Genomic DNA, 12,431 nt, shown 5'->3' with positions numbered 1-12,431 from the left:
TTACTTTTTTTACAGTAATCTCTTACTGCTTTCTTTGCAACTTACACAAACTATAGGACAGACTCATATATTCAAATATGGCATATTTTGCTTCCTCCCTAGTTTTAAATTTATATTGATAAATTAGTTCTGTTTTTATAGTGTGAAAAAAGCTTTCAGCAACAGCATTATCCCAACAATTTCCTTTACCGCTCATACTCTGTATAATACCATGTTGTTTTGTAAGTTTTGAATGGCTATCAGAACAATATTGACTACCTCTATCAGTATGCCAAATAAGTCCTTTAGGTGGTTTACGTTGCCATATTGCCATTAGCAGAGCATTATTAACTAAATCAGCTTTCATGTTACTATTCATTGACCACCCTATAATTTTCCTAGAAAATAGATCAATAACGGTTGCTAAGTACAGCCAACCTTCTTCAGTTGGAACATATGTGATGTCCCCAACCCAATAACAATTAGCAGCATAGACCTTGAACTTTCTATCCAATAAATTAGGAGCAACTTGCTTATTATGACTAGAATCAGTAGTTGCTTTAAATTTATGTTTGCTTTTACATACTAAACCAGCTTCATTCATTAGCCTTGCAATCCGCTTCCGACTAACAATTATACCGTGTCTAGATAGTTCCTTTTTAATGGGTCTAGATCCATAATTCCTTCTACCTTCTTGAAAAATTGTTTTAATCTTACAGGTTAAAGCATTATCTTCTTTGTCCCTATTGCATTCAGGGGTAGTTAACCATTCATAATAGCCACTACGTGATACTTTCATAAATTTGCACATAATCGCAGTTGAAAAATCACCTTTATGCTTCTTTATCCATGCGTACTTTATTGGGACTCTTTCGCAAAGTACGCGGCAGCCTTTTTTAATAGATCACGCTCCTGCGTTACCCTAGCTAAATCTTTCTTTAATCTTTTTAATTCATCATAGAGATGTTCATCTGTTCGCATTATTGATTCTTTAGGTTTGGAATATTTATCTACCCAAGTATATAGAGTATTTCTAGTAATACCTAACTCTTTAGCTGTTTGTGACACAGGTCGCTTGGACTCAATTGCTAATTTAACTGCTGACTCTTTAAATTCAGCCGGATAAACCTTTGGTGTGCTATTAGTCATTTTTGTACTTCCTTTCTGTTAATATTGTCTCCTATTAACTGTCCGGAAAACTATAACCACATCACTATCATATTACACCTAACCTTTGACTCCAAACAATGCAGATTTTTTTTGAGCCAGTCACGCTCCACACTTAACTGACCAATTTGCTCATATAGATTCTTAATTAATTCCTGCTGATTTGGATCAGCACTCTGTGTTTTACTCTTAAAGCCTTGTACTAATAATTCAAGCCCCTGTTTTTTCCAATTACTTATCTGTGTTGTATGAACACCATACTTACTAGTTATCTGGGCTATTGTTAGCTCACCCTTGATTGTCTCTATGACAATTCTTGATTTCTCCTCAGCACTATATTGCCTTACTTGTTTTTTCATCTCTAGCTCTCCTTTTTGGCTAAAGAATTCTATCTCATTTCTTCTGTTTTTTTGTCCAAAATATGGGGACCATTATAAACAATGCTATATACTGGAGTTAGAGTAGGTGAGTTGGTAAAAATTAAAGCAGATGATGTCGAGCTTAATAAGTGTCAGATACGCATTAATGATGGCAAAGGTAAAAAAGACAGGATAGTACCTTTCCCAACAGGTTTTAGAGAAGTGTTAGCTCTTTATATTAAAAGTATAAAGAACAAGAAGAAAGTAGAATACTTATTTGAGTCAAATTGGAATAAACCTTATTCTGAGCGTGGTATTCGGAAGATTCTAATGACTTATACTCAACAAGCCAATATGAATCATACTATAACTCCTCATAAATTAAGACATTTTCTATTTACCTGGATGAAAAAGCAAGGTATTGATGATGCTTTGATACAACCTTACAAAACTTACGCTATGTTATCTCAAGTATGACTAAAAACCTTAGCTAAAAGCCATTTTTTCATAGTAAGGAATTTTAATAATATCCTAGTACTAAGCCACTTGTTGTAAAACATAGCGTAAGTTTTGCAAATAATATTGACTCTCTTGTAAAAGATGTTATGCTTTGGAAGCATATTATGTACAAACTTATTAATCCATTAATGAATAAAATTAGGAGACATCATATTATGAACATTAAAATTACATATGTAGTTAAACCAGAAAATACTTTAAGTGGAATTGCACATGAGTATAAAATGACTCTAGAGCAGTTATTGAATATTCCAGGGAATGAGAGGTATAAAGCACATCCAGATTTGATTTATCCAGGCAATGTAGTATATCTTAGTACGGATGGTGTGGCTTACTCGGTTGTCTTAGGTGATACTTTGACAAAAATTGCTCAACGCTATAATATGACACTCAGACAATTATTAGATATTGCAGAAAATCAACAATTTATAAATAATCCAGATTTGATTCACCCTGGTGATAAGGTGTATGTATTCAAAATATCCTAATATTTATAGAGCAAGTGTTAGTTTTAAAAAATTGAAATTGTCTGACAAAATAGTACCAAAAGGTTTGTAGAAGTCAAGATTTGATCTTAGTATGCCACGAAGTGTAGATAAACTAGCTGTTGAAAGAACAGTCTTAGAAGTGTTGACCTAGCACACTAAGTATCGAGCCTTGGGCAGAAATTGGCAACAATTATGCTAAGCGTAGGCAGAGATATTACAGGTCGTAGTGATTGAGCCACGTTAAAAATGTTATATGAGATCGCAGACTTTGTTACGATAAAGGAATGCAACATTATCTATATCGTAAATTAGGCAGATATAGGTTTAGGTTTCCGGGGTCGGAGAGCATGGCATGTAATAAAAGTTTATCTATGAACGTGGGATATCCTATATTCTCTTCCATTTTTTTGAAGTATCAGCCGACAAGAGTAAAACCCAAGGGAGCTGAGAGGGGATATAGAAGTGTGGAAATTTCTCAAAGGTTATATAAAAATATAATATAACAAAAGGAGAAATTATAATGCACCAAAAACAAAATGAAGCAATGAATCAAGCGATAGATTTATTAATAAATAATGATACAGATATATCAACATTACTTAAAGAGGATGGTTTATTAAAACAATTAACCAAGCGGCTTGTAGAGAAGGCATTGCAGTCAGAGATGAATAATCACTTAGGATATGATAAATATTGTCATACTGATAGTGATAATGTTTGTAATGGTAGGAATGTAAAGAATCTAGTAACAAATAATGGAGTTGTAGAGATTGAGGTTCCAAGGGATAGAAGTAGTACATTTGAACCTGCATTAATTCCGAAGCGTCAAAGACGTATTGAAGGATTTGATGATAAAATAATATCGTTATACGCTAAAGGAATGAGCTTATCTGATATTAAGATTCAAATGCAAGAATTGTATGGAGCTGACGTTAGCGAAAGTTTGATAAGTCAAATTACTGATGATGTAATTGAGGATGTTAAGATATGGCAAAGCCGACCATTGGATCGAGTATATGCTATAGTATTTTTTGACTGTTTAGTAGTAAAAGTACGTCAAGATAAACGAATTATCAATAAGTCTGTATATATAGCATTAGGTATTGATTGATGTGGCAGAAAGGATATTTTAGGATTGTGGATCAGTGAAAATGAAGGAGCGAAATTTTGGTTTGGTAATTTTACTGAGATGAAGAACAGAGGTATGCAAGACATGCTGATTGTTTGCAGTGATAATTTAACCGGTATGTCTGAGGCAATAGAAGCAGTTTTTCCGAAAACCGAGCATCAATTATGTATTGTACATCAGATTAGAAATAGTTTAAAATATGTATTATATAAAGACCTAAAAGAATTAGCGGCTGATTTAAAGCCTATTTATAGCTGCTAGCACAGAGGAAGAAGCACATCTTGCTTTAGAATTTTTTGAAGCTAAATGGAGTAAACAGTATCCACAAATTGCTAAATCTTGGTATGTTCATTGGGAAAATTTAATGGTTTTTTTAGGATACCCTGAGGCGATAAGGAGGGTAATATACACAACTAATAGTGTAGAATCTGTCAATAGCCAATTACGTAAGGTTACTAAGAATAAACGGGTTTTTCCAAATGATAATGCCGTTTTTAAGACCTTATATTTGGCAATTGATTATATGACCAAGAAATGGGTTATGCCGATTCCAAACTGGAACGAAGCTATGGCTCAGTGACCGTTCACGAGTATTAAAGATAAAAAAAAGTAGTTAAAAATAGGTATAAGATTTTGTAAGTTATAGGACAGATAAATTATAGTGAATTAGTAATGGCAATTGATCCAGAAGAACAAGTTGCAGAATTACCCCTAGTACAACTGATATCACAGAATCAACAGTTACTACTTGAAAATGAAAGATTAAAACTTCAGGTTATTCAACTCAAAAATATAATAATTCAACTCAAAGACAAGTTAAATATAAATTCTAGCAATTCTGGTCTTCCGACTTCTAGAGAAGTTTATCGAATAGAAAAGAAATCAAAGCCAAAAAGTGACAGGAGTCCTGGGGCACAAATAGGTCATAAATATAATAGTTATCAAAAGAAAACTCCTGACATAAATATAGATGTTATTCCTGATGAAGAAACTTGCATATGTGGCAATCCATTGGTATTGGAAGAATATACTACATATCAAAAAATAGAAATTCCTATTATTAAGCCTGTTGTAACAGAATATAAGTTGCATGAGAAAAGATGTTCTGCATGTAACAAAAAGTATAAATCTGGACTTGATGATTATAAATTATTAGGTAAGAACGCTGAAAGTATAATTAGTGCTTTGAGTGAATTTTTTAATAATAGTAAGCGAGAAGTTCAAGGCATTTTAAGTCAAATATTTAATCTTAATATAAGTCTTGGTTTGATCTCAAATACGGAAAGGAGAATATCTAATACACTGGAATCAAACTACAACAAGCTAGTGGAGTTAGTTAAAGCAAGTAGCTATGTTCATCTAGATGAAACAAGTGCAAAAAATAAGGGAGATAAGCATTGGTGTTGGGTAGCAACAAATAAATCTTCTACGGTATTTAAGATAGCTAATTCAAGAGGCAAAACTTACGCTATGTTATTTCAAATGCGACTAAAAACCTTGGCTAGAAGGCATTTTTTTATAATGGAGTATTTTAATAAAACCCCAGTATTAAGCCATTTGTCATAAAACATAGCGTAAGTTTTGACTTTTTTCCCTCTTGAATTAGCTATCTTAAATACCGTAGAAGATTTATTTGTTGCTACCCAACACCAATGCTTATCTCCCTTATTTTTTGCACTTGTTTCATCTAGATGAACATAGCTACTTGCTTTAACTAACTCCACTAGCTTGTTGTAGTTTGATTCCAGTGTATTAGATATACTCCTTTCCGTATTTTGAGATCAAACCAAGACTTATATTAAGATTAAATATTTGACTTAAAATGCCTTGAACTTCTCGCTTACTATTATTAAAAAATCTACTCAAAGCACTAATTATACTTTCAGCGTTCTTACCTAATAATTTATAATCATCAAGTCCAGATTTATACTTTTCCTGACTTCGGAAAATAGTTAAAGATAAGTGTATAGAAAAAGCAGGAGAAAAAAGGTTTTGTTAATTAGAGGGCGTTTGTTGTGCCTCCATATATTTTTATTATTGACATACAATATTTTAGTAGATATACTAACCAACAATTAGTTTTAAATATGCTACTGATATGTTCGTTAGAGTCAAAAAATCTGCTACCCGTAATGTTAACGCTGTTCAACTAGTAGAAGGGATACGCGATCCCATAACTAATAAAGTAAAACAACGGGTTGTTCGACATATTGGTAGTGCATCAGACCAAGAAGAAATAACTAAACTAATAGAGCTTGCTGAATTCATTAAGGTTGAAATCGCTAGTAGCACTCAACCTAATCTTATCCCAGACAAGGATATAGTATCGATGGCAATGTCAGCTAGACAGCGGTACGAGAAAGAACAAATACAACCACAACCTATTGATGATATCAGCAATTTACGTAGTCAAGGAAGCACTATCATCGGCATTCATGAGGTGTATGGAAAAATTTATGACCAACTTGGTTTTAATAGAATCTTACCTAATCCTGCCAGGGAAGTGTATAATGGACTGAAAAAATTAGACAAAGAAGCAGGTATTTTTGTTTCTCAATAAGTATAGAATAATAAATAAAATTAAAGAGAAACAAATGGGTAAAAAACAAATTAAAAATTTTAGTGCAGAAGCAAAAACTAAAATAGTATTAGAGATGTTAAAAGAAGAATCAACAATAGGTCAGTTATCGGTCAAATATGAAGTAACGGCTAAAACTATGCAAAACTGGAAACGACAATTTTTAGATAATGCGTCATTGGCATTTGAGCCAGCAAAAGCTGTTAGTGAGTACAAAGGGCAGATTAGTGAACTTAAGAATCAAAACGATGAACTTGCAAAAGCATTAGGTAAGGCTACAGTCGAGAGGGACTGGGCGGTGGGAAAGCTAAACAGCTTGGACTTATCAAATAAGAAAAGTCTTGTCGACCCCAAGCTGAGTACGTTAGCAAAGACAAGGCAATGTGAACTATTAAAGATAAGCAGATCTGGAGTATATTATAAAGCTAAAGTAATGAGCTTATATAATCTTGATATTTTAAATAGAATAGATGAAATATATACGGATAACCCTGAGTATGGTTATCGTTATATATACAAACAATTATTGGAAGACGGCTTTAATGTGGGCAGAGATAGGGTGCTTAAATATATGGGAATAATGGGTATAGAAGCTATTCATCCTCATAAAAAGCAATCTACTTCTGTGAAGGATGGTCAACATAAAATTTATAGCTATTTGCTTGAGCCGTACTGGCACAAATCAGGAACGAATAGAACTATTCATGTACCTTATGTTAATCAAGTGTGGAGTGGTGACATTACTTATATTAGAACTAACGGAGGATTTATGTATCTTGTGGCGATTATAGATTGGCATAGTAAGGCAATACTAAGTTATAAAGTATCTAATTCTATGGATGCATCACTTGTAACCGATGTATTAAAAGATGCACTGAATAAATACCCTGCACCACAAATATTCAATAGTGATCAGGGTAGTCAATATACTGGACATGAGCATACGGGAATTCTAAAAGAGAATAATATACAAATCTCAATGAACGGTAAGGGTAGAAGCATTGATAATATTGTGATTGAAAGATTTTTTAGAACTTTAAAATATAATTGTATATTTATAAATGATTTTAAAAATATCGCAGAACTTAAAGATGGTATTGATAAATACATGGATAAATATAACAATCAAAGATTCCATTCAAGTATTGGTTATAAAAAACCGATGAACGTGTATCTTGATTACTTACAAAATGCAGCTTAAAAATTATGTAAAATGGGAAACAAAATTAGTGAAAAATTTGTCTTGAAAAATCAGTCCAGTTTCGTGTCAAGCATAAACATAATACGCAATGTTGTTTTAGCTCGTATTGCTAACCCAACTAGTAAGCGTGAAACAGTCAATTTATTGGTCAATAATTATGGAGTAGATTTAAAGCTTGATTCGGTATACAAAACTATGGATAAAATAGATGATAAGGTGGTTGAGAAAATCGAGCAGTGTGCTTTACTTAGCACTCAAAAGTTGTTTAAAGAAAAAATCGATGTACTATTTTATGATGCAACAACTCTTTATTTTGAATCATTTACTGAAGATGAGTTGAAGAGTAAGGGGTTTAGTAAAGATCATAAATTCAATGAAGTACAGGTAATGCTGAGCATTTTTGTTACTAATAATGGTATTCCAATCGGTTATGAGATATTTCCTGGGGCGACCTATGAAGGTCATACTTTATTGAAAGCTTTAGATAGCTTGAAAGGCAGGTTTGCTATTGATAAAGTAGTGTTTGTAGCAGACAGCGATATGTTGAATAATGAAAATTTAGCTCTATTAGAACAGGCTGGCTATCAATATATAGTAGGTGCTAAAATTAAGAATATGACTAAGGATATTACAGCTAAAATCTTAAATAATGATGATTATCAGCCATTAACCGTTGATGCAGAAGAATATAAGGGAAAAATAATTGAACTAGCTGAAAAGGGTCGCAAACTGATTATGAGCTATAGTAGCAAAAGGGCTTATAAAGATGCTCAAGATAGAGAGCAAGCATTGAAGAAATTAATGAAAAAAATGAAAAAAAGTAAAGGAGTTAAGTCGTTAATTTCTGCTAGTGGTTATAAAAAATATTTAATAATTAATAATAATGATAAGTTTACAGTAAACGAGCAAAAGATAGAGGAAGATAGCAAATGGGACGGTTTGCATGGAGTTATTAGTAACCTAGAAAATGTTGATGTAGCGTATATATTGTCTCGTTATAAAGGATTGTGGCAAATTGAAGAAACATTTCGAATTAGTAAACACGATATTAAGATTAGACCAATTTATCATTGGAGTCCTAGCAGAATCAAGGCACATATTGCTTTATGTTTTATGGCGTTAGTATGTATCAGGCATTTAGAATATCGAGTAAATTTACAGTCAATTAAACTATCACCGGAACGATTACGTAAGGCACTAATTGGGGTGGAGATTACCAGTGTAGTACACATTAAAGATAAAAGAGTATTTGGCATTCCATCCCCGGTATCAGATGAGGCAAAGATTATTTATAAAGCAATGAATTTACCGATTAGCACTATTCCTTATTTAATATCATCAGGAGAGTAAAAGAAATAATCAAGTAGTAAAGCTAATAATTATTATAGGATTATTTGTATACCTGCAGCAAAACTGCATAACTTTATCTAATGTTTTTGCTAGTATGAATTGAGTCAATCATTTAATTTGTGTAAGTTCATTTTTTATTTTCCAATAAATCATATTTAAAATCTCCACAAAGTATTTCAAATTGATTTAAAGCTAAAGACCAATCTTTAATAGGCATGGTCCATTTTTTGGCTGCATTTTGTAGGGATAAAAATATTATTTTTTGAATTGACTTATCATCTGGAAACACCCCCTTATTTTTGATAATTTTTCTAATTTGACGATTTACAGATTCTATAGTGTTAGTAGTATAAATTACCTTTCTGATCTCTTCAGGAAAGGCAAAAAACGGTATTATCCCAGACCAATTACGTTGCCAAATATCAGAAATTACCGGATATTTTTTATCCCATTTTACACCAAATTGCTGAAGTTTTAAACGTGCCATTTCGTCATTATTAGCTGTATAAATTTGTTTTAGATCTGATGTGACCTCTTTTAAATCTTTATATGACACATACTTTACTGAATTGCGAACCATATGTACAATACATAATTGTACTATAGTACTCGGGAATACACTGCTTATAGCTTCTGGAAAGCCCTTTAAACCATCCACACAAGCAACATAAATTTGTTCAATTCCTCGATTCTTTAACTCAGTAACTACTTGCATCCAAAATTTAGCACCTTCATTTTTGCCTATCCAAATGCCAAGTAACTCCTTTTGTATACTTGCAGCAAAACTGCGTAACACTATCTAATTTTTTTGCTAGTATGAATTTATTGTATAAATTTGGGTTTCTACTATGCAAATATCACCGATTAATCAAAACTTACGCTATGTTTTATGATAAGTGGCTTTGTACTGAGATATTATTAAAATTCTTTACTATGAAAAAATGGCTTTCAGCCAAGGTTTTTAGTCATACTTGAGATAACATAGCGTAAGTTTTGTAATAAAAACTAGTTGAAAAAGTACCAATTATATTATAACATTTGAAATATTAATAATAATGATAATTAATCAAATGAAAAAACCAAAAGTAGCGACCTTAAGTGCTGAAGAACGAGAAGAACTAATACAACATGTCAAGGAAAGTTCATTAACGGGAGATGAACAGCAAACGATAGTAGAACTTGTGAAATTTTGTAATGAGCTAATAGACAAGCTAGCATCATCAAATATCAGTATAAATAAGCTTAAGGAAATGCTGATTGGTTTTAAGGCAGATAACAAAAAAAAGATAGTTCAGATTCATTAAAAGAACCGCCAAGTGAATCTGATAACGGGAATGGTGGTAATGAAGAAGAGTGCGATAAGCCCAAAAAGATAGATCGTAGTAATTGGCAAGGTAAATATGGGTTTGATGATTATAAGGATGCGAATACCAGCTATTTAACTCCTGAGAATTTTTGTAGTGGTGATAGCTGTCCTCACTGTTGTAATGGCAAACTATATAATAGTGAAGCTAGAAAATTGCTACAATTTACAGGTAATGCTCCAATTACAGTCAACAGATATGTAAAGAAAACGCTACGTTGTAATGCTTGTGATTATATAGTTATGAACAATAAAAATATCAACAAATGGACAAATAGTAGCAGAAGTGCAATAGTGTTACAAAAGACCTATGGTACTCCTTTCTACCGTTTATCTAGGCTGCAAAGTTTAAGTGGTGTTCCTGTGGCATATAGCTCGCTCTGGCAACAATATTTAGATGTTTGGCAAGAAGGTGGTGGAGCTGAAATTTACGGGGTATTATTGGAAATGGCTGCCGAATGTAGTTCACTGAACCTTGATGATACTAGAGCTAGGATTTTAGAAATTACTATAGCCAATAAGAAATTACGTACTCAAAATAAGAAAGGACGCAGCTGTTATACTACTACAATATGTGCTAAGACTGCAAATAATGAGGTGATAGTTTTATATTTTACCGGTAATAGGCATGGTGGAGAAAATATAGGTAACGTACTAAAGAATCGTAAGAATAGAACAGATTCTATCCAATTAATGACTGACGCAAGTAACAATAATAACCCGGTATTATCAGAAGCAGATCAAGAATTACTGGCAATAATAGTGATGATCAATTGTTTGTCACATGGTCAGAGAAAATTTACAGAGAATGAACTATATTACCCTGAAGAATGCGGATATTTTCTCAAACAAACACGAGGGATTTACCACAATGAACATCAATGTAAAGAGATGAGTCCTGAAGAAAAACTTGGGTATCATCAGGAACATAGCAGTAAATATATAGAAAACATATATAACAAAATAGACGAATTATTTAACGACAAGAAAGTTGAGCCTAATAGTAGGCTTGGACAAGCTATAATGGACTGAAAAAATTAGACAAAGAAGCAGGTATTTTTGTTTCTCAATAAGTATAGAATAATAAATAAAATTAAAGAGAAACAAATGGGTAAAAAACAAATTAAAAATTTTAGTGCAGAAGCAAAAACTAAAATAGTATTAGAGATGTTAAAAGAAGAATCAACAATAGGTCAGTTATCGGTCAAATATGAAGTAACGGCTAAAACTATGCAAAACTGGAAACGACAATTTTTAGATAATGCGTCATTGGCATTTGAGCCAGCAAAAGCTGTTAGTGAGTACAAAGGGCAGATTAGTGAACTTAAGAATCAAAACGATGAACTTGCAAAAGCATTAGGTAAGGCTACAGTCGAGAGGGACTGGGCGGTGGGAAAGCTAAACAGCTTGGACTTATCAAATAAGAAAAGTCTTGTCGACCCCAAGCTGAGTACGTTAGCAAAGACAAGGCAATGTGAACTATTAAAGATAAGCAGATCTGGAGTATATTATAAAGCTAAAGTAATGAGCTTATATAATCTTGATATTTTAAATAGAATAGATGAAATATATACGGATAACCCTGAGTATGGTTATCGTTATATATACAAACAATTATTGGAAGACGGCTTTAATGTGGGCAGAGATAGGGTGCTTAAATATATGGGAATAATGGGTATAGAAGCTATTCATCCTCATAAAAAGCAATCTACTTCTGTGAAGGATGGTCAACATAAAATTTATAGCTATTTGCTTGAGCCGTACTGGCACAAATCAGGAACGAATAGAACTATTCATGTACCTTATGTTAATCAAGTGTGGAGTGGTGACATTACTTATATTAGAACTAACGGAGGATTTATGTATCTTGTGGCGATTATAGATTGGCATAGTAAGGCAATACTAAGTTATAAAGTATCTAATTCTATGGATGCATCACTTGTAACCGATGTATTAAAAGATGCACTGAATAAATACCCTGCACCACAAATATTCAATAGTGATCAGGGTAGTCAATATACTGGACATGAGCATACGGGAATTCTAAAAGAGAATAATATACAAATCTCAATGAACGGTAAGGGTAGAAGCATTGATAATATTGTGATTGAAAGATTTTTTAGAACTTTAAAATATAATTGTATATTTATAAATGATTTTAAAAATATCGCAGAACTTAAAGATGGTATTGATAAATACATGGATAAATATAACAATCAAAGATTCCATTCAAGTATTGGTTATAAAAAACCGATGAACGTGTATCTTGATTACTTACAAAATGCAGCTTAAAAATTA

General features: G+C 32.4%; 13 protein-coding genes and 2 pseudogenes. 10 read left to right on the top strand and 5 right to left on the bottom strand.

Going from position 1 to position 12,431, the window contains the following annotated elements:
* Positions 1-22 precede the first annotated feature (22 nt).
* The 3 genes from AAHN00_RS10660 to AAHN00_RS10650 are packed head-to-tail and all read right to left on the bottom strand — an operon-like array spanning position 23 to position 1,505.
* Complete coding sequence (locus AAHN00_RS10660; RefSeq protein ID WP_342272653.1) at positions 23-826, bottom strand: IS3 family transposase; 804 nt, start codon at positions 824-826, stop codon at positions 23-25.
* An 11-nt stretch (positions 827-837) separates the two neighbouring features.
* Positions 838-1,128: a transposase gene (locus AAHN00_RS10655; RefSeq protein WP_342271252.1), complete on the bottom strand. Its 291-nt coding sequence runs from the start codon at positions 1,126-1,128 to the stop codon at positions 838-840.
* A gap of 50 nt (positions 1,129-1,178) precedes the next feature.
* On the bottom strand, positions 1,179-1,505 hold the full coding sequence (locus AAHN00_RS10650; RefSeq protein WP_342271251.1) for a transposase: 327 nt from the start codon (positions 1,503-1,505) through the stop codon (positions 1,179-1,181).
* A gap of 81 nt (positions 1,506-1,586) precedes the next feature.
* Here AAHN00_RS10650 and AAHN00_RS10645 point away from each other — a divergent pair, with 81 nt between their 5' ends.
* The 4 genes and pseudogenes from AAHN00_RS10645 to AAHN00_RS10630 all read left to right on the top strand — a co-directional run bounded on the left by AAHN00_RS10645 (position 1,587) and on the right by AAHN00_RS10630 (position 5,207).
* On the top strand, positions 1,587-1,982 hold the full coding sequence (locus tag AAHN00_RS10645; RefSeq protein WP_342271250.1) for a tyrosine-type recombinase/integrase: 396 nt from the start codon (positions 1,587-1,589) through the stop codon (positions 1,980-1,982).
* 197 nt (positions 1,983-2,179) lie between these two features.
* Positions 2,180-2,512, top strand: coding sequence for a LysM peptidoglycan-binding domain-containing protein (locus AAHN00_RS10640; RefSeq protein WP_342271249.1), 333 nt, complete (start codon positions 2,180-2,182; stop codon positions 2,510-2,512).
* Positions 2,513-3,032: 520 nt separating this feature from the next.
* Positions 3,033-4,221, top strand: a pseudogene (locus AAHN00_RS10635) (IS256 family transposase).
* Positions 4,222-4,313: 92 nt separating this feature from the next.
* Complete coding sequence (locus AAHN00_RS10630) at positions 4,314-5,207, top strand: IS66 family transposase (RefSeq protein ID WP_342271248.1); 894 nt, start codon at positions 4,314-4,316, stop codon at positions 5,205-5,207.
* Here AAHN00_RS10630 and AAHN00_RS15155 read toward each other — a convergent pair.
* Positions 5,120-5,401: an IS66 family transposase gene (locus AAHN00_RS15155; RefSeq protein WP_410521447.1), complete on the bottom strand. Its 282-nt coding sequence runs from the start codon at positions 5,399-5,401 to the stop codon at positions 5,120-5,122. The two genes, AAHN00_RS10630 and AAHN00_RS15155, sit on opposite strands and share 88 nt — an antisense overlap.
* A 338-nt stretch (positions 5,402-5,739) precedes the next feature.
* Between AAHN00_RS15155 and AAHN00_RS10625 the strand changes: the two genes are divergently transcribed.
* Genes AAHN00_RS10625 through AAHN00_RS10615 form a run of 3 tightly spaced genes read left to right on the top strand, consistent with a single transcriptional unit; the run spans position 5,740 to position 8,770 of the window.
* The gene (locus AAHN00_RS10625; protein WP_342271247.1) at positions 5,740-6,201 is read left to right on the top strand and encodes a hypothetical protein; all 462 of its coding nucleotides are present in this window, start codon (positions 5,740-5,742) and stop codon (positions 6,199-6,201) included.
* Between the two features lie 34 nt (positions 6,202-6,235).
* Positions 6,236-7,420 (top strand): IS3 family transposase, encoded by a 1,185-nt coding sequence (locus AAHN00_RS10620; protein ID WP_342270912.1) that lies wholly within the window; start codon positions 6,236-6,238, stop codon positions 7,418-7,420.
* Positions 7,421-7,432: 12 nt separating this feature from the next.
* The gene (locus AAHN00_RS10615; protein ID WP_342271246.1) at positions 7,433-8,770 is read left to right on the top strand and encodes an IS1634 family transposase; all 1,338 of its coding nucleotides are present in this window, start codon (positions 7,433-7,435) and stop codon (positions 8,768-8,770) included.
* A 127-nt stretch (positions 8,771-8,897) separates the two neighbouring features.
* Here AAHN00_RS10615 and AAHN00_RS10610 read toward each other — a convergent pair.
* A pseudogene (locus AAHN00_RS10610) lies at positions 8,898-9,539 on the bottom strand (IS256 family transposase); the annotation flags it as partial.
* A 301-nt stretch (positions 9,540-9,840) separates the two neighbouring features.
* On the opposite strand from AAHN00_RS10610, the gene AAHN00_RS10605 reads away from it, so the two are divergent.
* The 3 genes from AAHN00_RS10605 to AAHN00_RS10595 all read left to right on the top strand — a co-directional run bounded on the left by AAHN00_RS10605 (position 9,841) and on the right by AAHN00_RS10595 (position 12,425).
* The gene (locus tag AAHN00_RS10605; protein WP_250310741.1) at positions 9,841-10,074 is read left to right on the top strand and encodes a hypothetical protein; all 234 of its coding nucleotides are present in this window, start codon (positions 9,841-9,843) and stop codon (positions 10,072-10,074) included.
* 215 nt (positions 10,075-10,289) lie between these two features.
* Positions 10,290-11,165, top strand: coding sequence for an IS66 family transposase (locus AAHN00_RS10600; protein WP_342271245.1), 876 nt, complete (start codon positions 10,290-10,292; stop codon positions 11,163-11,165).
* A 75-nt stretch (positions 11,166-11,240) separates the two neighbouring features.
* A complete protein-coding gene (locus tag AAHN00_RS10595) occupies positions 11,241-12,425 on the top strand; it encodes an IS3 family transposase (protein ID WP_342270912.1) in 1,185 nt (394 codons plus the stop codon).
* The last annotated feature ends 6 nt before the right edge of the window (positions 12,426-12,431 follow it).

Origin of the sequence: Candidatus Tisiphia endosymbiont of Parasteatoda lunata, assembly GCF_964030955.1 — a bacterium.
Taxonomy (GTDB): Bacteria; Pseudomonadota; Alphaproteobacteria; order Rickettsiales; family Rickettsiaceae; genus Tisiphia.
This window is presented reverse-complemented; position numbering and strand designations above follow the sequence as displayed.